The following is a 21,584-nucleotide window of genomic DNA, read 5'->3' on the forward strand; positions in this document are numbered from 1 at the left end:
TGTAAACTAAACTTTGGAGGTAACCCACTTATTGCAGTCTATAATATTGTTCTTACCAAACTGCTTTATATTAATAGGTGCAAATTCAGTAGAGATATTTTTAATAACATCATCTAAATTATCATTACTACAAATAGCTAACTTACCTGTGTCCATAGCTTTTGCAAACAATGAAATGGAGTCCCAGTATGCATAATGCGAATTAGAAATTATTATAATATTGGGAGTGAAGCCATAAACAGCGACACCTTGATTCGCCCTCTTCTTAAATTTATTTATGTCCGCGTCAGATAATTTATATTCACTATCTAATACAATCTTATAAAGATATGGACTTGCTGAGTGCTTAATCTGATGCATATATTTCTTATCTTATGGCGCTCAGTTGGGGAGAAGTACGCAATGACTAAGCATCTGGATGGCACTTCAACAGCGAAATCATCGTATACCAAAAATGCCACGCGTGCTGAATCCCTCTTAAACTGTTTTTCATAACAACGATTCCTCCAGAGTGCAGTTTTCACAATGACCTTCTATCAAATAACCACTGCAAGAATCACAAGGTTCCATGTCAACAAATCCACCTTCCTGACAGTAGTAGCATTTACGCCACAAACAAACTCCGGCTTGGTTAGTTTCGTCGTAAACCAATGAAGGTGCTCCACACTCTGGGCAAATATGGTATTCCGTGGATAATATCTTTATGTCTGAGAGCTCATAATCACAAGATATACAGTATGTATAAATTGGGTAAGATTCACCTTCATAAATTATAAAGTGATGATGTTTCTCGCAGGACGGGCACATTCCGATATAAAAATCCTCTCCGATTTTTACGTTTAAAAACGAATTTTCAAACTTAAAGACCCTTTCATTGATTGTGTCTAGAGTTATCCCATTTTGCTCTACATTATAAGAGCCTGCTTGTACTATTTCAAACGCTGGCTTTATCACTTTTAAATAAAGCTCAATCAGATTTTTTGTTAGGTCTTCAGGTGAAACTTCAATTGCAAAATGTTGGATTTTATTTCGTTCGATTGCAGACCTATCCAAGACTTTAATATTGTTCTTTAAAAAAACTACAGGGTAGTGCTTTCGTAGTTCTTGACCAATACCACGAATATCTATTGACTTACATTTATACAGTTCATCCATTGTGGGATTAAGTGGACTTGCACAATGCTTGAAAAGTGAGTTCTTATCAAAGATTGTAATTGGATCGATTAATACTAAAACTTCTTTGAGTATTAACTCCGCTCCCTGAAACAAACACAATAACGCATGTTTATATGCACTGTTACACTTATCATTTTCTGCTTTAGTTAGAAACTGCAAACCCTGCTCTATGGAATCTAATGAGTTTTCTATCAATGTGAATTTAATCATAATTCCTACTAGTAGTTATAACACCTCAATAACCAGCGCAGCTTTGCTGCTTCCGGCGCCAGAGGCGCAAATTGGCTATGGTTTACAAAGTATATGAGCTTGGACTCCAAAATCTTTGCATGAACTTATAAACGTATTTATAAGCCAGATTAACTGCACATAATGTGGCTTACATTTTTGACCCAAAGCTAATTTGTTTAATTCTCTTGTTAATTTAGCCTTACTTAGAAAAGGGGTTGCAAGTACAATTTTTTTTATAGAGTTAGGGTTTTGATTTATAGCGTCGAGAGCTACTTCTAAATCTTGCCAATTCTGAGCACCTGTAACCCTACTAATATTGGTGCTTTCAAAATTCTTGTGCCACTCATTATCATATTTATTCTTAAACAGTTGCTTTTCTGCTTGAGTTCGGCCAATGTTTTTTAGTGCTTGAGCTACTACGTCATGAAAAGCACTAGCACCATATGTATCTTTCTTAGTAAATTTAGAGTGGATAAAAGAGATTGATGGAATAGCGCTATTACTATCTATAGCAATATGATCAGACCATTCGTCATTCATATCATCACAGATAACAATATTATGGGATACACAATATTGATCTTCTACTTTCCTAAATAGAGAGTTAGCAGGAAACCTAGTTAAATTGGCTGCATGCGGTTTTTCTTTCTCACTACGGATGCCATTAAAGTTATAACTATCATCAAAAATATTGAGTATTGACTGAATGTTATTTACTAAGTGTTTATCTTCAAAGCATGACTTTGAATAATATGAATAATTTGGTGAGTCGAATACAGCAGAAAATGGCTTTTCTTTATTTATATACCTACCTATAGAATAGCTATCAGAACCATTCTCAGTCACTGAAATACTATCAAGAAGTTTATTTCTAATTGTAATTAAGTTTTTTGAATATGATACTTTGCCCGCTAAAGTGGAGCCTTTCACCTTCATTAAATTACCATCAACTAAAATAGGAGATTTTAATTGATTAAAAAGCCTATTAATTTCCCCGCTATTCAATTGAATACCATCAGCTTTACTTAAAACAGCTACACCATTTAAAACCTTAGTTTCTATTTCAGTCAAATCTATGAGAATAGCCACGACTTGATGACCTAAATCTATAATATCCTTCAAACAGATAGGGGAGGCAAAATTACTAAGAAACTCACTTTGATTAGTGTTTTTTTATTTCCTCTTTAATTTCAATAACCCAGTCGATTAGACCACCAAATGCTGATTTTTTATCCCTATGACTAACTCTAGAAGTACTTGGTGTTAGAGTGTATGAGTCTTCTCCGACTTTCATTCTAAAGTTGCTTGGGATTGATCTGCTAGACGAATTAGATGAGATAATACCATTCAAGCTTTTAGCTTCTAATGAACGGGATCTAATGACAGCATTTGATATACTCATGTTTTTCATGGTAACTCTTTCATACTCTGGTTTTTTATCACCGTGAAAATGACAGAATTTTTCATAATCAAACTCGTCTATAAAAGAAGAAAAGTATTTATCAGGTGAATCAACATATTTTTTCAAAATAGCTAAAGCATCATCACATTCTATTAATAACAGATAAGCGTATTTTTGTTCTTTAACCAAAGTACCGGCTAAAAACGAAGGCTCTGCTTCTATTTTATATGAAACAATAGAGTATATGACTTGATTACCCGAGGCCGTTGTATAGTTTATTTTAGGCTCGTTAAAAAGGTAATTTCCTACACGCTCTTTAGAGATCTCTTTAAATGTATCTTCAATAGATTTTTTGGTGAGTGCTTTATTTAGTTCATAAAACTGAACATTCTTACTTAGACTTAAGTCACTAATCATTTTTCTAAAATCCTTTTATGTTCCGTTTAAAGTGCTTGTTAAGGCTCACCTCGTTGAAAATTCAAATCAACTGAAAGCTTAATTTTTTTCATTGTATTGTTTACATATGACTTATACCCCCAACCAACGTCAGGAGAAAATTGAGGGAAAACTTTGAATAAATTCGCAAGTTGGCTTTCTGTACAATACTTAACTTTGTCCTTATTAGAATAAGGTAAAATGAACAAGAAGTTATAGTAACCAACTTTGAGTTCAGCCATTACATGGGGCGTCTCCAAATTATCCTTTATCCTTGTTATGACAGTGATTCTAGGCTCTCTGACATAAAATTCAGCTTTGATCATCGAGCCTACAAGCGGTAGGTCAGTACCTGAATTATTTTCATCATTTAACCAATCTAATGTTAATTGTAGTGATGTTAATTCTTTAGTATCTATTACAGACAATGCCATTTTACATAGAGCTTTATAAAAGTAGTTTTCACTGTAATACTCGTTTGACTTCAACTTTATTGATTCACTGCCATCTTCGTTTTGAATGATATTCTCTGAATAGACTTGAGAAATTCCACCACGATGAAATGCATAGCCATTTTTATATTTAACTAGAGGAAAACCTTCTTTAGACTTAACACCATCAATTACTCTAAAAAAGTTAAAAAACTCAACTAACGACTTTTCATAGGTAGTTCCAAAAAACTCATTACATGAATCACACTCCTCAGCACAAATGATGTTTTTATTACCAAGGCTCTCAGGAATTGCATGAGCAATTTTTTTAAATTTTGCTCCATTGGCAAATGTTTTACCACAAAATCTACACTTGCGATCCTGCCTTCTAGGCGGCCCAATCAGATTCCTTATATCAGTTCTAGGACTAAAAAATCGATAGTCATTAATTTGTTTTTTAAATCCACTAAGAGCATCATCACTAAGATTGTCAAGTTCAGGTATTGAAAGCGAGTTGCTTGACAATACTGCTTCAAAAATTCTCAATTCTTCTACTGTAGAGCTTGCCTCTTTACTCAATAAAACAAACCCCTCTCCACACTTCATTTTAGATATCGCACTATTCAGCTGGTTGATTTGTGGTATTATTTTTCGATATATCTTTGTATATAACCTAACTTCTTCTTTCATTTTCATTGTTACGTAATGAATCTCACTATCGTAAACAAACCGATTATCTTTAATTTCAAAAAAATCGAATGAAGCTCATATAAGGCTTGTAAACTCTGGTCATTATTAGCTTCAATATGAAGCTTAAATCCACCATTTAATGTGTGGAAATAGTACTCCCATTTATTATTCATAACTTATTCTCTCAGAGTACATTTGAGCCTTAACACTTTAGTATTTATGCGACACGCAGTTTGTGTTGCATAATCGCTTGTTGGACTGAGGCGCTACCTGCTCGGTGTGTCAGAGTTGGTGTTGTTTATGCTATGGACTTTTATATAAAAGAAAGGCTTTTTATCATCTAAGCTAAATCAGCTAATTTAATAAGCTGACCAATTATAATTTAAGCTTTCCCTGCGTCACTCAGTGTTCATTATTTATCCATTAAACCTAATGTTTAACCGTTAAGCAAGGATATTTTTTGCTCGCACAGCCGCTATTAGCCTGAGCAGTTAAGCAGGTTAACTCATTGATTTGATGCAGCAACCAAGGCAGCTAACTTTTTCGAATTATTTCATTCGTTGCAAAATACAAATAAACTAGACATCCACCCTAATTTTTTAATCAGACTCAGCCTAGATTCTAATTGGAACACATAAGGGTTAAATCTTGACTACAGACATCAAATTTATTGACTGACCCGTTATCCTTATTTTGCCTATTAGGCAAAGTCTAAAGCAACAAGGTAAACCAGTAACCCCCTACTTTTAGCTATTACTTAGTTAAACTTCTAAATAGCACTTATAAATTCAACAACCCTTTTATCCATTCTAAAACAATACGAATGTTTTGGATTTGAAGGCGCTGCTGATTTATTACTTGATCAAAAGCCACCACACCATGCGGTATTTTTAATCAAATCGTAACGGGGGGTTTACAGCATTCAACTGAATGCTAAGCTGTTTGTTTAGCAAAAAATTACTATTGCTATAGCCTTGTATAAAAGCACTGTGATTAAGGATTATTTTTTGGTTTTTTAAGTTATATTCAATGGGGTCGCTATATTGTTTTGAAGTGCTATTCTGATATATCAATTTGTAATTAATGCCGTTTTAATTAAGGATACTAGTCGTTGTTTTTTATTAAACCCAAGTTTATTTACAGCTCTTGTTCTATTTACAAACCTAAAATATCGTTTTCATTATTTTTTGTGCTGCTGTGTTTGCCATTTTTTGCAAATGCTCAATTTGTCATTGGCATAGTAGGAAAAACTAAAAACGATAGCTTTTATATTCAGGCGTACAAAGGGTGTACCGAGTTTGCAAAGTCACAGCCTGACGTTACCTGTAAATATGATGGGCCTGATGATTATCAAGATATTCGAACCCAAGCTTTAATTATTAATGACATGATGAAAAGTGGGATTGATGGTTTATTAGTTTCAATATCAGATTCTGATTATTTGGTAGAGAGAGCCCTTAAAGATTTATTTGAAAGAAACATTCCTGTTATTACTTTTGACTCAGACTTATTAGCAAAAGATCACCAGTACAGGCTCGCTTACGTTGGCACTGATAATTTTGACTTTGGTGTTGCGTTAGGCAATCAATTAAAGAATTTAGTAAGTGAAGAAAATAAGCGTATTTGTATTCAATCTGGTCATCCTACTTCACCAAACTTAAATAAAAGAATTGCAGGTGTTAGGTTTGCGCTTTCTGGGCAAAGTAGTCAGCGCTTGTCGGGTGAAAATGGCTGGAGCGAGTATAACCGCTGCCCTCTTTATAGTTTAGGAAAAAGGGGGCCTCGTTAGAGCAAGTAAAAAGCCTTACTAAGATGGACAAGCCTCCTGCGTTTGTTGCTGTTGCCGGTTTTGCGCAATTTAATACTGAGTACATAAACTTGATGACATCCTACAAACATAAACTTGATTCAAAAGAACTTGTTATTGTTTCAGCAGATACCGAAAAAATACAATTAGACGCGCTTAGCAAAGGGCTATCTTCATCAAATGTTGGTCAAAATCCATATGAAATGGGGCGACTCAGTGCGCAGTTAATGTATGACGTAATTAAGCATAATATAAAGCCTGCTGAAGCGTTTTATTTTTTAGACTTTCATTACTGCCAACAAAGCAACGCTCAAACATGTACTGTAAATTATTAATATTTAACCCCAAGGTGGTGAAATATTCACTTTAAACCCCCTATTTGCTGTGCGGTATTTTTAACCAAACCGTAACGGGGGTTTACAGTAACTGCTTAAAACGTCGGCACTTTTACTGTACTTTATTAACTGATAAGGTGATTAATATTGAGTAGTAAAACCGCGTTTTAGCAACGATTTAAACAGGAGTCATTAATGGCAACTACACTGGCGTTTGATGTATACGGTACGCTTATAAACACTCATGGCGTGGTGTCGTTACTTGAAAATATGGTTGGCGATAGCGCGCACGCATTTTCAACTACTTGGCGCGAAAAACAGCTTGAATACTCGTTTAGACGTGGCTTAATGCAAAACTACGTGCCGTTTTCGGTGTGTACTAAGCAGGCACTTAATTATGCGTGTTTACTGCACAAGGTAACTTTAAGCGATGAGCAAAAAGCACAGTTGTTAGCACGCTACAAAACCCTACCCGCATTTGATGATGTTAAAGCTGGGCTTGAGAGCTTAAAAGCACAAAACTATCGGTTGTTTGCGTTTTCTAATGGTGCGGCCAGTGCGGTAAATACCTTGCTCGAAACGGCAGGTATAAGTGATTATTTTGAAGGCGTAGTGAGCGCCGATGACATTAAAACCTTTAAGCCCAACCCCGGTGTTTATAGTCATTTTTTACGTGAGGCACATTCAACCGGCGCTAATACGTGGTTGATATCGAGTAACCCGTTTGATGTTATTGGGGCGTTATCGCACGGTATGCGTGCTGCGTGGATACAGCGCTCAAGTGAGGCTATTTTTGATCCTTGGGAACTAACGCCTACAATAACGGCGTGCGATTTACATGATTTAAAAACCAAGCTGGCAAGTAATAACCAATGATTTAGTGGGCAGGGATTAAATTACAGCAATGAAAGGCTAGGTTTGTGCTTATAAACCTAGCCGTTTCAGGGTCTGTTGATCTTTGCGGATTAAAATTTGTTCAAACTAGAGGCGGTTTAATCGCGGCGCGAGGTTTGTAACCTAGTGGGCTAAGTCAAAACTGAGCAACAAAGAGTAAATCGCCCCTAGGCAGAACCCAAAGGGCAGCGCCTGTTTGGCATTGATGCTGCGTTATCGCCTATTTATGGGGAATAACCACACCACATAGGCTCTGCCTTGCCTAAATACCAAACAGACTGCTGCAAATTTAACCTTGAAAGATCAACAGACCCTAGTCTTTAATTGCAATGGCAATTTCTATTTCGTTACTGTTTTTATAATACTCAAAATCACTGGTGTAAGTACGTTCATAGCGGCAATCGTCTGAGCTAAAGTATTGCCAAATTTCGCCCCATAAATCGATTACTGCATCGGGCATTTCACCCTCACCTTTAAATACCAAATAACGCCCCGCTTGGGTGGTTACTTTTTTAGCTTCAGGGAGTTTAATTGATAAATTATCGCAGCAGGCAATTACGTCAAAATCGCCAGTGAGATCGCTTTCGTAATTAGTATACACACCATACACTTTAGTGTTTTCGGTGAGGCTGTTGGCAAATTTCTCACCAAATTTTTGCCAAAGTTCAGCTATATTTGCAGTGCCAGTGTTCATTTCATTGGCGTTGCAGGTTCTTACTTTTAAGCCGATTAAGGTCTGACTAGCTAGTTGCTTTACTTCCATCATGACGTCCTTTAGCGTTAATACAAACACCAACGTAACAGAAAAACCGCCAATACTTTAAATTTTGTATTAAATATTTCATAAACCGTGATTATTTAGCTCAATTGCGTATTTATTGCTCATATTTAAAGAGGTGGTAATGGCTAAACGTGGCTTTGCTACCGCTAAAATAATTTACTTAACTTTCTCTTTTTTAAGTTTATTTTTTTGTATGTAATGCTTGTCGTTTAATAATGTAGTTTATCGATTTTTGTTAAAAATATACGACAAGCTTATTAGCTCTAATTTAAAAAAATTGTTATCTAACCTTTTTTCATTATTGTAAATCTAAATCATTATCATTAAGATCCTTGCACCTAAAAAGTGTACTCAAGGAATGTTGATGTGTCTCAATCTCAAGTGTTAAATATTAATACCATTGAAAAACAGGCTGTATTTGAACAAAGCGGCTTGCCCCCACAATTCAATTTAGAGCAGTTCATTAATTATCAGATAGCGTCATTGCAAGGGTTGTCGGCAGTTCAGCAAGCGATGGCTAAAGCCCAAAAGCCATTTTCAGGTGTGTCGGTAAATACGTTAGCAAAAGTAGTAAACGATGTTGATTTATCACAGCCATTGGCTGACTTTCCGGCGGTGCTTGAAGAGCTAAAAGGCGTGTATTTAGATCATGCTGTGTATTTTCATCACCCGCGTTATATGGCTCATTTAAACTGCCCTGTAACCTATCCTGCTGTGGTGGCCGAACACATTATTGCCGCTATTAATACCTCAGTAGATACGTGGGATCAAAGCGCAGGCGCGACGTTAATTGAACAAAAGCTGATTGATTGGACATGCCAAAAAGCGGCATTGCCAAGCACTGCCGATGGGGTATTTACTAGTGGTGGCACGCAATCAAACTTAATGGCAATGTTAGTTGCTCGTGAAGTAGCAGTAAGCCGATATGCGCCAGAACATCAGGTAAAACTTCAGGGCTTACCAGCTGTTGCCTCGCGCTTTAAAATTTACTGCTCTGAGGTGGCGCATTTTAGTATTCAAAAAGCAGCGGCGTTACTGGGCTTAGGTTACGACGCTGTGGTGCCGGTGGCTACAAACAGCGAAATGCAAATGGATATGCAGGCACTTAAAACCGCCATAGCAACAAGCAAAGCACAAGGTGATTTGCCCATTGCAGTGGTTATTACCGCAGGCACAACCGATTTTGGCTCAATCGATCCAATCCATAATATTGCCATGCTAGCTAAAGAAGAGCAGCTATGGTGCCACGTAGACGGCGCTTATGGCGGCGGTTTGTTGGTAAGCGAGCACCACCGCAATGCGCTTAATGGCATTGAGTTGGTTGATTCAATAACGATTGATTACCACAAATCATTTATGCAACCGGTTAGTTGTAGTGCCTTTTTATTAAGCGACAAACGCCATTTTAGCCACATTACTTTATATGCCGATTATTTAAACCCATTAGCAGAGGCCGGTAATGGCACGCCTAATCTGGTAGATAAAAGTCTGCAAACCACTCGCCGTTTTGATGCCTTAAAATTATGGCTAACACTGCGTACCACTGGAGAAGCACCACTTGGCCGTGCGTTCGATAAAGTTATTGGCCTTGCGCGTCAAACGCATATTGTACTTAACGACCACCCCGACTTTGAAGTAGTTAACTACCCTGAGCTTAGTGCCTTGGTATTTAGATTTGCCCCTGATGATTTAAAACATGACCTTGATTTACTCGACTCTTTAAACCTGCATGTACGACAAACGTTTTTACAAACCGGTGAAGCCATGATTGCCCGTACAAAAATAAATGGCCGTCATTATCTTAAATTTACATTGCTTAATGCGCAGTGCCAATTAACAGATGTACGCGCTGTTATTGAACAAATTAGCCACATTGCATGGCAAACTTATAGGGAAATTGCATAATGGATAATCAACCTTACGATTTTATAGCTATTGGCCTTGGCCCATTTAACTTATCTTTAGCGTGTTTAAGTGAACCGCTCGAAGATGTAAAAAGCCTGTTTTTAGAACAACGTAGTGAATTTGACTGGCACCCTGGAATGATGCTGGAAGGCGTTACATTACAAACTCCGTTTATGTCGGATTTAGTAACCATGGCAGATCCAACCAGCCAATATAGCTTTTTAAATTATGCCAAACTGAATAATCGGTTATACCCGTTTTATATTCGCGAAAGCTTTTTTTATTGCGCCGTGAATACAACTTATATTGCCAATGGGTTTGCTCGCAGCTTTCAAATATTAATTTCGAACAAACAGTCACTCAAGTTGAATTTTGCCCGCAAAGTGAGTGTTATACCGTTAGCTGTAACACCCCTAATGGTACGCAACATTATGTGACTCGCCATATTGTTTTGGGCACAGGGCCTGCACCGTATATTCCTGATTGCGCTGTGCAAAGTAACTCAAATAACGTAATGCACAGTAGCGATTTTTGTCATCGGCTTGATGAATTAAAAGCGGCTAAACGGGTTACTGTGGTAGGGGCTGGGCAAAGTGCAGCAGAAATTTACCACACCTTATTGCAGCAAGCAGTACCGCAAGGCTTGCAGTTAGATTGGATAGCACGTTCACCGCGCTACTTTCCGCTTGAGTATACCAAGCTCACCCTTGAAATGACCTCTCCTGAGTATGTTGATTACTTTTATAATTTAAAAACTGAGCAGCGAGATTGGCTCAATCAAAACCAAAAAAATCTATTTAAGGGCATTAATGGCGATTTAATTAACGACATTTTCGACACTCTCTACGCGCAAAGCCTAGATGGGCCAATTTCTACTACATTTAAAACTAACAGCAAGCTAACAAACACTCAAAAAGCAGGTAAGCGTTTACTGACTGAGTTTTATCATCAGGAGCTTGAGCAGCCCTTTTCAATAGAAACCGACTTTTTAATTTGCGCCACGGGCTTTAAATATCAGCGCCCTGCTTTTTTAAATAATATTGCACACCAATTACCCCAAGATGAGCAAGGTCGTTATTTAGTGAGTCGTGAATATGCGGTAGATAGCGAACAAAAACGTATTTTTGTACAAAATGCCGAGCAGCATACTCATGGTTTTGTAACTCCAGATTTAGGTATGGCTTGCTACCGTAATAGTATTATTTTACGTGAAATTTTAGGTTATTCGCCTTATCAGGTTGAGCAAAAAATTGCTTTTCAAAACTTTGATTTAAGTGATGTAACCCTATCAGCACAACAGCAGAGTAGCGCCGCATGAGTCTTCGTTTAGCGCTAATTTTGCTGACGGTTATTTCGGTGGTATGCGATACCTTGTTGCTACCGTTTTATCCGCAATTTTTTGCTAGTGAATTTGCTATTAGTAACGCCACTCTAATCGGCCTCTTTGTAGCTAACTGTTGTATTACTGTAATGCTGGCTTTACCGCTATGGGCTAAGGTCGCTAAAAAATACAATGAATTGGCTTTGTGGTTAGTAACCCAAGTAGTAGCCGCTGGTTTTGGCCTGCTTTGCTACTTTGCGACCAATGTATGGGAGTTTTGGATTTACTACCAACTAATGTTGGTGCTAAAGGCAAGCTACCTACTTATATACCCATTTGCACTGCGATTAGAGCAACAAACTAAGCATTTATCTATTATTGGTTTGTTTTCTGTATTGATGCATTTTGGTGCGATTGGTGGTGCTTTAATTGGTGGTTATTTCTTTAGTTTAGCAGAGCCACGCTATGCGTTATTACTCAGTAGTGCCGGTGACCTAGTTCAGGTTTTATTATGCGCCTACTTAATGTATTCATTAAAAACAGGTATTTATCAGCAAGCAATAGCGACTGAAAAACCGCGAGAACGTATTCCCTATTTTATTTGGCAATTTTGCTTTTTAAGTGTGGTGGTTTATTTTAGCGCGTTTTTAATTCGCCCCTTCTTTACTACTCATTGGCAAGCATTAAACGCACAAAGCAGCACCTTGCAAAGTGCTGTTGTATACGCCATTCCTGCCTTTGCCGCGCTTGTTATGCTGGTTTTTAACCATTTCAGGCAGCATTTACCACTGCCAACATTAAGCCGCACGAGCACTTTGTTATGTGCACTTATTTTAGGGGCGCTTGGGCTTTATTTACAAGCGCAGGAGTCGGTGGGGTTAGTGATTTTATCACGTGTTTTATATGGTTTTGCGCTATTCCAAGTGATGGTACTACTAGAGGTAATGCTATTTGCTAAAAGTGAGCCTGCACATTACGGCAGCGACTTTGCCAAAGTGCACATTGCTCAAAATATCGGGGTTATTTTAGCGTCGTTACTAGTGGGTATGAGCGTAGAGCATCTTTCAACAACGGTTGTGTTTTACTTTGCTGCCATTGGCTTTGCAAGCCTTGCCTTCATTTTGCTTTGGCGGGTTAAAGCTGTTGCTCGAACTGCGCGTTCAGCGTCTTAGTTTTTAAGATTTATTGGAGTTTTTATGTATTTTTCATCTTTTGTAACCACCCTACAGCATACCGGCAAAGTGACGATGCGGTTATTACAACAAACAGATATGCCAACAGTTTGCGATTGGCTTAAGCAACCGTATGCACACTTTTGGGGTATGCAGCAGCAAACCGAGCAACAAATAACTAAAGCGTATCAAGATATTATTGATACGCCTCATCATCAGGCATACGTGATCGAGCAAAATAATAACCTATTGGCTTTAGTTGAGCTTTATAGCCCAGAGCACGAAAGCTTAATGAAAGCGGCGTACGAGGTTGAACCTAATGATGTGGGTATGCATATTTTATTAGCGCCTAACACGGCACCTAAGCGCCATTTTAGTTTTGAAATGATGCAGTGCGTGCTGCAAAGTATTTTTGCTCAAAACAGCGCGGCCCGTGTTGTGGTTGAGCCCGACATTGCAAATAGTAAAATTCATACTTTAAATAAGCGTTTGGGATTTGTGCATACCCAGCAAATTCAACTGGGCGAAAAAGCCGCTTATTTAGGTTTTTGTGACAAAGTGGCATTTGATAGGCACAGCCAGTTATTTACTGATTCGTTAGCGCCTTTGCAAACTGATTACGTAATTCAGCCACATTGGCAATGGGCAAATCGGCATTTACAAGCTAAAGCACTGACTGAGCTCGTGCACGAGCGTTTATTGGCTGCAGAGACAACAAAGCAAGGCTTTAAAGTGAATGTTGAAGGCGGCTATTTTATTTTTAATGGCCGGGCTATGGCACTAAACCATATTGATATAGACGAGCCAAGCTTATGCTTTTATAACCTTAACGAAGAGCTGCAACCGCTAGATGTATTGCACTTTTTTAGTATGCAAGGGCCTGCGCTAGGTTTAACGGGTAAGCGCCTTGCCACCTACCTTGAAGAGCTAAATGCTACTTTAGCCAGTGCGTGCTTTAAACGCGAAAATAACACCTTAACAGCGGCGCAGTTAGCTAATTTAGGGCTGCAAAAAATAGAAGCCGCAATGAGTGAAGGGCATCCTGCCTTTGTTGCTAATAATGGCCGCATTGGTTTTAGTAAAGCTGACTTTTTACGCTATGCGCCAGAAGTAGGCAAACCGTTTAAAGTACTGTGGTTAGCAGCGCATAAAACGGTATGCGACTTTGCCCATAGTGAATACTTTGCCGATTACTCAAGTCATATAAGTGATGAACTAGATTTAACCACCCGAGATGTGTTCAACAAAGCGCTAAAAGCTCAAAACCTAAACCCCGATGATTACTTACTCATTCCTGCTCACCCTTGGCAGTACCAACACAAATTGAGTGTGGTATTTGCAAATGAGTTGGCAAATCAGCGATTAGTGTATTTAGGTGAAGGTGACGATTTATATCAAGCGCAACAATCAATTCGTACCTTATATAACTGCTCGCACCCGCATAAACCGTATTTAAAAGTGGCGTTGTCTATTTTAAATATGGGATTTATGCGTGGCCTATCGCGTGCTTACATGGCGGTGACTCCTGCCATTAACGATTGGGTCTTTGCTAAGGTTAGCCAAGATCAACAACTCGCAGGCGCTAATTTTACAGCGCTTAGAGAATACGCCACCTTAGGTTATGCCCATCATACGTTTGAGCAAAGCGCGCTGGGAGATACACCCTATCGTAAAATGTTTGCCTGCTTATGGCGAGAAAACCCAAATTATAATTTAAATAGTGATGAACAACTGACCACTATGGCCGCGTTATTACACTTAGATAATAATGGCCAAAGTTTAGTGGGCGAATGGATAACGCAAAGTAGTTTGAGCACGCAACAGTGGTTACATGCCTACTTTAATGCCTATTTAATTCCGCTAGTGCATTGTTTTTACGCGCATAAATTAGTGTTTATGCCTCACGGCGAAAACCTCATTTTAAAGCTTAAAAATTCGGTGCCTGTAGGCGCATATATGAAAGACATAGGTGAAGAGGTTGCCTTACTTAATAGCACTGAAGTACTGCCTGCAGGGGTTGAACGTATTCATGTTTCTATGCCTAAAGAGCTTGAGCTGTTAAGTATATTTACCGATGTATTTGACTGCTTCTTTAGATACTTAGTGGCAATTTTAGTGCGAGAAGAGCGTATTACGGAGCATGGCTTTTGGCAGTGTGTTACGCAAAGTGTTAAAGCGTATCAACACGCGAACCCTGCTTTAAATGAGCGATTTAAAGAGTATGACTTTTTTAGTGATGAGTTTGCTCACTCTTGTTTAAACCGCTTACAGCTGGGTAATAATGAGCAAATGGTTGATTTAACGGATCCGGCAGGTAGTTTGCAGTTTGCTGGTAACTTAAACAACCCCGTATCGGCAAAGCTGTATGGCTAAATCGATTACCCTTGCGCAGTTTTTATATTGCCAACAACCCGTACAACGAACTTTTAAACCGAGCTTATTATTAGTGCGCGCTTTAACTGTTCGTTGTAAGGCGCAGTACCCTACTGCGCCTAAGCAATTTATTAGTCGGCATTTGTATTTACAGCTTTGCTGGCAAGCTATTTACGCTTATTGCTATTGGTTTGCTTGCAAGCAAAGTACGGCTGATCCCATTAACATGCCGTTAGCGGTAAATGGCGCTTATTGTCGTGGGTTTAACCTCAATAATGGCGTGTTAGTAAGTAAAACTGAGCAAACCAAAGCGTTTACTCATTTTATAAGCCAAGTTGGTGAATGGATAAATACCGACTATGCACTGGGTAAAAAAGAACAAGCACGGTTATTACTCGATTCATTAAGTAGTGCTATTGAGCGAGCTCATAGCTTAGCCCTTGCTACTACTTTACATATCAATAATTGCCATCGTCAGCTGCACACCCTTATTTGTCAGCACTTTAATCTTGATGCGCCATTTACTGAAAAACCCCAGCGTTTAACCTGTTGCCGCTATTATTTAGCCGGTTATAGCAAATGCCAAACCTGCCCTAAAAAGGACATTAAAACCAATGAACCAACGTCTTAAAACGATTGATCTTGCGCGTGGTGCGAGCGTTTTCATTATGATTATTGTGCATACCTTATGGATGTATGCCACCACAGCGCTTCAAAGTGAAAGCGCATTTGGTACGGTTGTACATATACTTGGCAAAGGCACCGCCTCGTTTTTGGTGGCAATGGGACTGTCTATGGCGCTTTCGCGCAGGCAAACACCCTTGCTGTTAATTAAGCGAGGTTTACAGCTTTTACTGCTTGCCTATTTAATGAATGCGGCCAAGTTTTGGCTGCCTATTGAAGTATTTAATACCATGCCTGAGGCGTTTATAAATGCGTATGGCTGGCAAAGTCCGCTCAGTGCTGGGCAGTTACAATTTATGGTGTTAACAGGTGATATTTTACAACTGGCTGGAGTTAGCTTATTGCTGTTTGGTGTGCTTAATATTGCTCGTTGGAAAACAACATGGATTGCGCTTTTAGCCATTGCAATTGCAGTTATGAGCCAGTTTGTAAGGGGGCAGCAATTTACGCTTTCACCTTATATTAGTGATTTGTTTTTTGCTAATAACTATCAGGTGTATTTTCCAGTTTTTCCTTGGATAAGTGCGATATTAACGGGATACGTACTTGGTCGTTTATACCTTAATAACCAACAAAATGCCGATTACTTATATAAAGTATGTGCACAATTTGGTGCTGCTTTACTTGTTATTGGCGGCATATGGTTAGCCATTGATTTTAAAGGTCAGTTTGGCAACTTTTTCCATTTAAATGGCGGCGGTATTAGCTATTTAGTTGGCTTAAATTTATGTGCTCTAGCGGCTATACAGTATATTTTTGCTGATAAATATAATGGCCCTATTACACGTGCTCTTTTATATGCCAGTAAACATGTAACCGCGCTATATGTTATGCAATGGGTACTTATTTGCTGGTTTATGGGGGCGCTTGGTTATCATACCCTCAGCCTTTGGCCGACACTTTGTATGATGGTACTGATGACTTTACTGACTTTTGCTGTGCATAAGGTTTATTTAAAAAGCAAACAGAGTCTCACAGATATTATGCAAAAAACTAAACGTACAGCTTAAGCTGTAAAGGGGCTTTACGGGTGCTGATTTGGGTGCCCTAGCCTGCTTTTATTGCGTCAATAACGCTATGCATACGCTTTGCTAACGGCCTATTTCGGTGATGGCACACATAAATATTTTCGCTAATTGGATTAGCTAAATGATGCGTTTTAATAAGCGCAGGTTTATTAAAAGCACTTACTGCGTGTGCGGGTAAAACCGTAAAACCCAGCCCTAAACTTACTGGCTCCAGTATTAAACTTATTTGGTTAGAAAACCCCGTGCGCTTAATTTGTTCAACATGTTCAAACTCACTGTAGTTTTCGCTAAGTAAAAGCTGCGCGTGGTGTTTTGCATCGGGGTGGCTAATAAAACCCAGTTCATTTAATGCGCTCCATGTTGGGTTTTTTATTGCGGCCGGTGTGATCAATAGTAAAGGTTCTTGGCCTATTTTATGGCTGGTTACTTCGCTGAGGGTAGGCGCCTGAGTTAAAAAACCAATATCGGCACTATGGTTTGCCACTGCTTGTTCAACACTGGTATTTGGAGCAAAGCGGTAATCTATAATTAGCTCCTTGTGCGCTACTTGCAGTGCTAAGAGTTGATTGTAAAACTTTAGCCCGCAACTGCCTGGCGACTGTATTTTAACTAAACCGCTGTAAGGCGAGTCATCTTTTAATTGCTGCTCTAAAAACTGCCATTCTTTGAGTAACTGACTCCCCTGTTGATATAAATTTTGCCCCTGAACAGTAAGCGTAAATTGTTTACCGTGGCGCTCAAGCAAGGCGCAATCTACTTGCTGCTCTAATTTTTTTATATGTTGGCTTACGCCTGACTGGGTCATATAAAGGCGCTCGGCGGTTTGGGTAAAATGGTTTACCTCAACCAAGGTACAAAACGTGTTTAACCATGTAGGATTTATCATTACAAAATATACTTAAAATTATGATTAATGATAATTTTACTTAATGTTGGTCAATTCGTAAACTAACTCCATCAACTAAACATAGTTAAGTAGGAGTATTTATTATGAGTCATACATATCCACGTAGTTTTTCGCACATTGGTATTTCAGTTCCCGATGTTGAAAAAGCCGTAGAGTTTTACACTAAGGTGATGGGCTGGTACACCATAATGGAGCCTACCGTGATCACTGAAGACAACAGCCCAATTGGCGAAATGTGTACCGATGTATTTGGTCCAAATTGGGAAAAATTTAAAATAGCGCACCTTTCAACAGGCGACCGTATTGGTGTAGAAATTTTTGAATTTAAAGACCAAGAAAACCCTAAAGATAACTTTGAATACTGGAAAACCGGTATCTTTCATTTCTGTGTACAAGACCCAGATGTAGAAGGCTTAGCAGATCGTATTGTTGCTGCAGGTGGTAAAAAACGTATGCCAGAGCCACGTTACTATTACCCTGGTGAAAAGCCGTACCGCATGATCTACATGGAAGACCCGTTTGGTAACATCCTTGAGATTTACAGCCACAGTTACGAGCTTATATACAGCGCAGGCGCTTATTAAAAGCACATAACTTAAAGTATTTAGTAAAAACAAAGGCCGCAGTATTTATACTGCGGCCTTTGTTTATTAGGAGGTTCAATTTTTAAAGGTGCTAACTTTTAGCACCAAGCGAGCTATGCAGGGCATTTTTATAGGCCTCATACGCGGGTATAGCTGAGGTAATAATAGCGGCAACAGTAATCACGGTTATTACTTTTAGTGTTTCTAGGTTAAGCATGTTTGCATTTAAAAATAAGCCGTACGTGGCGCCTAGCCAATCCCCTAAAAGCCATAAAGTTACACTTAGTAAAGCCGTTGCAGCTGCGCTTGAAAGTAGTACTAAAATTAAGGCTTCTACCAGTATTAAACTAAAAATAACGCTTGGACCTGCGCCCAATACACGTAGCACGGCAATTTCGTTTTTACGCTGCGCCATAGAGGCAAGTAACATAGTCGATAAACCAAATAACGACGATACCAACACCAAAATACCAATAACGCGTAATAGGTTTTCAACGGTTGCCATCATTTGCCAAAGCTCGGTCATAGCAACACCGGGTAACACGGCCATTAACCTATCGGCTTTATAATTGTTTATATCGCGCTGTAATTTAAAGGTTGAAAACTTAGACTTTAAACCCAGCATTACTGCGGTAATGCTCTCGGGTGTGGTGTTTACTGAGTCTACATTATTAAGTAACTTAGCTTGTTTTGCCGGTGATAAATGTATGGCCTCTATGGCGTTTAAGCTTACATGTATGGTTTTATCAACGGGTGTGCCAGTGGGGCTAAGTATGCCCTTAATTATAAAGGGGGTGTTGTCGTGATGGGTAAAGCTTGTGCTACCAATACCATGGGCAATGACTACGCTTTGGCCAATTTTATAATTGAGCTTTTTGGCTACATCGGCCCCTATTACAGCTTCAAATAAAGTGTTAAACGGCTGGCCGCTACTAAAAGTAAGTGGTTGCTTAGTGCCGTATTTAAAGTGTTCAAAGTAGCTATTATTAGTGCCCATTACTCTAAAACCACGGTGCGAGTCGCCTAGCGAAATAGGAATTGCCCATTTTACTAATGAGCTGCTCTTTAGGGTTTCATAGCTTTTATAATTAATATTCCTAGTGGGGCTACCCATTCTAAATACCGAGTAAAGCAACAGGTTTAACTGCCCGCTAGGTGCACCCACTATCATATCTACATCTGAAATGGTTCTGTTAAAGCTCTCTTTGGCTTGCTGGCGAATATGCTCAACACTTAACAGCACGCTTATACTTATAAGTAATGATAAAAACGTAAGTATGACCGATTTGCGCCTACTGGCTAAGCTGCTCCACGCTAACGATACTAGCATTTGTTACTTTCCTCTTTTAAAAGCGAAGTTACATCAACACTTAGCTTAAAAAATTGTTGTAAGTGCATGTCGTGACTTACAAATACAAGCGTTATGCTGTGCTGCTTACATAAATCAATTAGTAAGGTCATAAATGCATCGCGCGATGCCGCGTCTAATGCTGAGGTGGGTTCGTCAACTAATAGCAGTTTAGGTTTATTTATTAAAGCGCGAGCAATGGCCACACGTTGCTGCTGGCCCACACTTAGTGTATTTGCTGCTTTGTGCAAAATAGTAGCGGGTAATTTAAGTGCTAAAAGTAGTGCGCTAGCTTCTTGCTCTATTTGTGTATTGCCCGTTTTTGCAAAGTAGCTAGCCAGCTGAATATTTTTTAAAACACTTAAATACGGTATTAAATTAAACTGCTGAAACACCACACCAATGTTCTGGGCTCTAAATTTATCGCGTTTTTTTGACGAAAGCGTTGAAAATCCTTGTTCAAGCAAGGTTATATCGCCACTTTGTGGTGTTAGCACTCCTGCTAATAAATTAAGTAATGTGGTTTTACCTGAGCCAGATTCGCCGTGTAAAAACACCTGTTCTCCCTGCTTTACTTGCCAAGTAGGAATATAAAACGAGGTTTTATCGGCTTTGTGGTACTTATAGTTAAGTTGATTAATATTTATGGCAAAGGGAGTTGAGGCCGATGAGAATGTATGAGGCAAAGATGAGACTCCTATGGTTTGATAATGGCTGATATGTTATAACGTTTTCCATGAAGCCCTAAGCCAATTGAGATGAAAATATGTCAAAAAATGTAACTAAAATGGTTGCTTGGTTGGTTATAGCCTTGGCCAGTTTAGTATTAACTTGTGAGTTAGTGGCTAAAAGTTCAAGCTACGAAGAAATAGAGTGGATTCAGTTAATGCCTAAAGACGATTTAGACGCACTGCTTAATCCGCCAGAGTATTTATATGATATTGAAGATGGCTCAGAGCAAGACACACTAGATAGCCTAGATGCTAAACCGTTCGAAAACGAGCAAGATAAACGCTATCAACAAGCATTAAGCTCAGTTCGAGTAATTGAGAGCTATAATAATAAAAAGATTCGTGTGCCTGGTTTTATTGTGCCGCTTGAATCTGAAGAAGGTAAGCACATTAGTGAATTTTTTGTAGTGCCTTATTTTGGGGCGTGTTTGCATATGCCGCCTCCTCCACCAAATCAAATAATTTACGTTAAATTTGAACAAGGCGTTGAGCTGCAAAGCCTATATGACGCATTTTGGTTTGAAGGAAAAATAGCAATAAATACCGTAGAAAACGAATTAGGTACATCGGCTTACGAGCTTAAGCTAGACCGAGTTTTACCGTACGAGGAATAATATGAATAAAAAATATCTGCTCTGCTTATTATTATTGGCAAGTGCGCCTATGGGCGTTAATGCGTGCGAGTTTCACTCTGGTGTTGGCTTAAATCAGTTTCATCCTTTTGCTCGGCAACACTTTCAGCCTCCTATTTTACAAAACTTCTCGTTTGAACACGCTAAACAAGCGCAAGTAAAAGTGGGTAACGCCAGCACGGCAAGCTTTAGTTACTTAGTACCTAAACGTTACAGCGCGGTAAGTGTAAAATTTGTAGCGCCACAAGGTATTAAACTTACCGGTAAGCCTTCAATATTATTAGAGCGTACACGCGGAATACACAGCTTAAAATACGTTGCTAATAAATCCGGTAAATCAGAAATTTTGGTGCAAATAAGCGGCCTTTTAAATACAAAGCCTTTTACGCTAGAGCAAAAGATAGAAGTGACAGCGAGTTAAATACATTTAACTTATAAATTAAAATAGGGCTAACGTTATGTTAGCCCTATTTTTTTAGCTTTAAATAAAAAGTGATAAGTGCGCGTTAAGCACATTTACCACAACACTTTTTAAATTTACGCCCGTTACCACATACACACGGATCGTTTCGCCCTACTTTAGGCGTGTCACGCGTTATAGGGCTTTGCGGTGGTGGGCAGCAGCTTGTGTTAGTGCAGCCTGAACTTATTGGCGTTGATGGTTTATCTGTCATGTTTTTTCCTTTTTAAATAACCTGAGTTTTGGTTAAATAGTGT

At 38.8% G+C, this 21,584-nt stretch carries 21 protein-coding genes and 1 pseudogene; 12 read left to right on the forward strand and 10 right to left on the reverse strand.

Features of this window, described 5'->3' with window-relative positions; all coding sequences use genetic code 11:
• Positions 1-6: 6 nt before the first annotated feature.
• From AC0L7Q_RS17435 to AC0L7Q_RS17455, 5 genes are all read right to left on the reverse strand, one after another.
• Positions 7-360: a hypothetical protein gene (locus tag AC0L7Q_RS17435; protein ID WP_409426000.1), complete on the reverse strand. Its 354-nt coding sequence runs from the start codon at positions 358-360 to the stop codon at positions 7-9.
• A 129-nt stretch (positions 361-489) separates the two neighbouring features.
• A complete protein-coding gene (locus AC0L7Q_RS17440) occupies positions 490-1,386 on the reverse strand; it encodes a hypothetical protein (protein WP_409426001.1) in 897 nt (298 codons plus the stop codon).
• A gap of 75 nt (positions 1,387-1,461) precedes the next feature.
• Positions 1,462-2,496, reverse strand: a complete 1,035-nt coding sequence (locus AC0L7Q_RS17445) for a hypothetical protein (RefSeq protein WP_409426002.1) — start codon at positions 2,494-2,496, stop codon at positions 1,462-1,464.
• A 73-nt stretch (positions 2,497-2,569) separates the two neighbouring features.
• Positions 2,570-3,226, reverse strand: a complete 657-nt coding sequence (locus AC0L7Q_RS17450) for a hypothetical protein (protein ID WP_409426003.1) — start codon at positions 3,224-3,226, stop codon at positions 2,570-2,572.
• A gap of 38 nt (positions 3,227-3,264) precedes the next feature.
• Positions 3,265-4,365 (reverse strand): HNH endonuclease, encoded by a 1,101-nt coding sequence (locus AC0L7Q_RS17455; protein WP_409426004.1) that lies wholly within the window; start codon positions 4,363-4,365, stop codon positions 3,265-3,267.
• Positions 4,366-5,476: 1,111 nt separating this feature from the next.
• Between AC0L7Q_RS17455 and AC0L7Q_RS17460 the strand changes: the two genes are divergently transcribed.
• From AC0L7Q_RS17460 to AC0L7Q_RS17470, 3 genes are all read left to right on the forward strand, one after another.
• Positions 5,477-6,154, forward strand: coding sequence for a substrate-binding domain-containing protein (locus AC0L7Q_RS17460; protein WP_409426005.1), 678 nt, complete (start codon positions 5,477-5,479; stop codon positions 6,152-6,154).
• A gap of 23 nt (positions 6,155-6,177) precedes the next feature.
• Positions 6,178-6,507 (forward strand): type 1 periplasmic-binding domain-containing protein, encoded by a 330-nt coding sequence (locus AC0L7Q_RS17465; protein ID WP_409426006.1) that lies wholly within the window; start codon positions 6,178-6,180, stop codon positions 6,505-6,507.
• Between the two features lie 195 nt (positions 6,508-6,702).
• Entirely contained in the window at positions 6,703-7,383 is a 681-nt protein-coding gene (locus AC0L7Q_RS17470) for a haloacid dehalogenase type II (protein ID WP_413403356.1), read from the forward strand.
• A gap of 331 nt (positions 7,384-7,714) precedes the next feature.
• Here the strand turns inward: AC0L7Q_RS17470 and AC0L7Q_RS17475 are convergent, their stop codons facing one another.
• Positions 7,715-8,164, reverse strand: a complete 450-nt coding sequence (locus tag AC0L7Q_RS17475; RefSeq protein ID WP_409426128.1) for a GyrI-like domain-containing protein — start codon at positions 8,162-8,164, stop codon at positions 7,715-7,717.
• 384 nt (positions 8,165-8,548) lie between these two features.
• Between AC0L7Q_RS17475 and AC0L7Q_RS17480 the strand changes: the two genes are divergently transcribed.
• The 6 genes and pseudogenes from AC0L7Q_RS17480 to AC0L7Q_RS17505 all read left to right on the forward strand — a co-directional run bounded on the left by AC0L7Q_RS17480 (position 8,549) and on the right by AC0L7Q_RS17505 (position 16,647).
• Positions 8,549-10,087, forward strand: a complete 1,539-nt coding sequence (locus AC0L7Q_RS17480) for a pyridoxal phosphate-dependent decarboxylase family protein (RefSeq protein ID WP_413403358.1) — start codon at positions 8,549-8,551, stop codon at positions 10,085-10,087.
• Positions 10,087-11,405, forward strand: a pseudogene (locus tag AC0L7Q_RS17485) (lysine N(6)-hydroxylase/L-ornithine N(5)-oxygenase family protein). Before AC0L7Q_RS17480 ends, AC0L7Q_RS17485 begins: the two are co-directional and overlap by 1 nt.
• Positions 11,402-12,580 (forward strand): MFS transporter, encoded by a 1,179-nt coding sequence (locus AC0L7Q_RS17490; RefSeq protein WP_028834626.1) that lies wholly within the window; start codon positions 11,402-11,404, stop codon positions 12,578-12,580. Before AC0L7Q_RS17485 ends, AC0L7Q_RS17490 begins: the two are co-directional and overlap by 4 nt.
• A gap of 24 nt (positions 12,581-12,604) precedes the next feature.
• Entirely contained in the window at positions 12,605-14,953 is a 2,349-nt protein-coding gene (locus tag AC0L7Q_RS17495; protein ID WP_413403363.1) for a GNAT family N-acetyltransferase, read from the forward strand.
• On the forward strand, positions 14,946-15,584 hold the full coding sequence (locus AC0L7Q_RS17500) for a hypothetical protein (RefSeq protein WP_413403365.1): 639 nt from the start codon (positions 14,946-14,948) through the stop codon (positions 15,582-15,584). Before AC0L7Q_RS17495 ends, AC0L7Q_RS17500 begins: the two co-directional genes overlap by 8 nt.
• On the forward strand, positions 15,568-16,647 hold the full coding sequence (locus tag AC0L7Q_RS17505) for a heparan-alpha-glucosaminide N-acetyltransferase domain-containing protein (protein ID WP_413403367.1): 1,080 nt from the start codon (positions 15,568-15,570) through the stop codon (positions 16,645-16,647). Before AC0L7Q_RS17500 ends, AC0L7Q_RS17505 begins: the two co-directional genes overlap by 17 nt.
• A 37-nt stretch (positions 16,648-16,684) precedes the next feature.
• On the opposite strand, the gene AC0L7Q_RS17510 is transcribed toward AC0L7Q_RS17505, so the two are convergent.
• The gene (locus AC0L7Q_RS17510; RefSeq protein WP_413403369.1) at positions 16,685-17,551 is read right to left on the reverse strand and encodes a LysR family transcriptional regulator; all 867 of its coding nucleotides are present in this window, start codon (positions 17,549-17,551) and stop codon (positions 16,685-16,687) included.
• Between the two features lie 104 nt (positions 17,552-17,655).
• Here AC0L7Q_RS17510 and AC0L7Q_RS17515 point away from each other — a divergent pair, with 104 nt between their 5' ends.
• Complete coding sequence (locus AC0L7Q_RS17515) at positions 17,656-18,156, forward strand: lactoylglutathione lyase family protein (protein WP_008130525.1); 501 nt, start codon at positions 17,656-17,658, stop codon at positions 18,154-18,156.
• Between the two features lie 91 nt (positions 18,157-18,247).
• Here AC0L7Q_RS17515 and AC0L7Q_RS17520 read toward each other — a convergent pair whose 3' ends face one another.
• Positions 18,248-19,486, reverse strand: a complete 1,239-nt coding sequence (locus AC0L7Q_RS17520) for an ABC transporter permease (RefSeq protein ID WP_413403372.1) — start codon at positions 19,484-19,486, stop codon at positions 18,248-18,250.
• On the reverse strand, positions 19,480-20,190 hold the full coding sequence (locus AC0L7Q_RS17525; RefSeq protein WP_413403375.1) for an ABC transporter ATP-binding protein: 711 nt from the start codon (positions 20,188-20,190) through the stop codon (positions 19,480-19,482). Before AC0L7Q_RS17525 ends, AC0L7Q_RS17520 begins: the two co-directional genes overlap by 7 nt.
• Before the next feature lie 80 nt (positions 20,191-20,270).
• Between AC0L7Q_RS17525 and AC0L7Q_RS17530 the strand changes: the two genes are divergently transcribed.
• Entirely contained in the window at positions 20,271-20,849 is a 579-nt protein-coding gene (locus AC0L7Q_RS17530) for a DUF3299 domain-containing protein (RefSeq protein WP_413403377.1), read from the forward strand.
• Position 20,850: 1 nt separating this feature from the next.
• The gene (locus AC0L7Q_RS17535; protein ID WP_413403379.1) at positions 20,851-21,288 is read left to right on the forward strand and encodes a hypothetical protein; all 438 of its coding nucleotides are present in this window, start codon (positions 20,851-20,853) and stop codon (positions 21,286-21,288) included.
• 85 nt (positions 21,289-21,373) lie between these two features.
• Here AC0L7Q_RS17535 and AC0L7Q_RS17540 read toward each other — a convergent pair whose 3' ends face one another.
• Positions 21,374-21,541, reverse strand: a complete 168-nt coding sequence (locus tag AC0L7Q_RS17540; protein ID WP_413403381.1) for an SEC-C metal-binding domain-containing protein — start codon at positions 21,539-21,541, stop codon at positions 21,374-21,376.
• Positions 21,542-21,584 lie beyond the last annotated feature (43 nt).

The organism is Pseudoalteromonas sp. KJ63-1, assembly GCF_055808145.1.

What these genes read in the sequence shown, in the direction of transcription:
- AC0L7Q_RS17435 (WP_409426000.1), bottom strand. Translation starts at nt 360, where the DNA reads ATGCATCAGATTAAGCACTCAGCAAGTCCATATCTTTATAAGATTGTA.
- AC0L7Q_RS17440 (WP_409426001.1), bottom strand. Translation starts at nt 1,386, where the DNA reads ATGATTAAATTCACATTGATAGAAAACTCATTAGATTCCATAGAGCAG.
- AC0L7Q_RS17450 (WP_409426003.1), bottom strand. Translation starts at nt 3,226, where the DNA reads ATGATTAGTGACTTAAGTCTAAGTAAGAATGTTCAGTTTTATGAACTA.
- AC0L7Q_RS17455 (WP_409426004.1), bottom strand. Translation starts at nt 4,365, where the DNA reads ATGAAAGAAGAAGTTAGGTTATATACAAAGATATATCGAAAAATAATA.
- AC0L7Q_RS17465 (WP_409426006.1), top strand. Translation starts at nt 6,178, where the DNA reads ATGGACAAGCCTCCTGCGTTTGTTGCTGTTGCCGGTTTTGCGCAATTT.
- AC0L7Q_RS17470 (WP_413403356.1), top strand. Translation starts at nt 6,703, where the DNA reads ATGGCAACTACACTGGCGTTTGATGTATACGGTACGCTTATAAACACT.
- AC0L7Q_RS17475 (WP_409426128.1), bottom strand. Translation starts at nt 8,164, where the DNA reads ATGGAAGTAAAGCAACTAGCTAGTCAGACCTTAATCGGCTTAAAAGTA.
- AC0L7Q_RS17490 (WP_028834626.1), top strand. Translation starts at nt 11,402, where the DNA reads ATGAGTCTTCGTTTAGCGCTAATTTTGCTGACGGTTATTTCGGTGGTA.
- AC0L7Q_RS17495 (WP_413403363.1), top strand. Translation starts at nt 12,605, where the DNA reads ATGTATTTTTCATCTTTTGTAACCACCCTACAGCATACCGGCAAAGTG.
- AC0L7Q_RS17500 (WP_413403365.1), top strand. Translation starts at nt 14,946, where the DNA reads ATGGCTAAATCGATTACCCTTGCGCAGTTTTTATATTGCCAACAACCC.
- AC0L7Q_RS17505 (WP_413403367.1), top strand. Translation starts at nt 15,568, where the DNA reads ATGAACCAACGTCTTAAAACGATTGATCTTGCGCGTGGTGCGAGCGTT.
- AC0L7Q_RS17510 (WP_413403369.1), bottom strand. Translation starts at nt 17,551, where the DNA reads ATGATAAATCCTACATGGTTAAACACGTTTTGTACCTTGGTTGAGGTA.
- AC0L7Q_RS17515 (WP_008130525.1), top strand. Translation starts at nt 17,656, where the DNA reads ATGAGTCATACATATCCACGTAGTTTTTCGCACATTGGTATTTCAGTT.
- AC0L7Q_RS17520 (WP_413403372.1), bottom strand. Translation starts at nt 19,486, where the DNA reads ATGCTAGTATCGTTAGCGTGGAGCAGCTTAGCCAGTAGGCGCAAATCG.
- AC0L7Q_RS17530 (WP_413403377.1), top strand. Translation starts at nt 20,271, where the DNA reads ATGTCAAAAAATGTAACTAAAATGGTTGCTTGGTTGGTTATAGCCTTG.
- AC0L7Q_RS17535 (WP_413403379.1), top strand. Translation starts at nt 20,851, where the DNA reads ATGAATAAAAAATATCTGCTCTGCTTATTATTATTGGCAAGTGCGCCT.
- AC0L7Q_RS17540 (WP_413403381.1), bottom strand. Translation starts at nt 21,541, where the DNA reads ATGACAGATAAACCATCAACGCCAATAAGTTCAGGCTGCACTAACACA.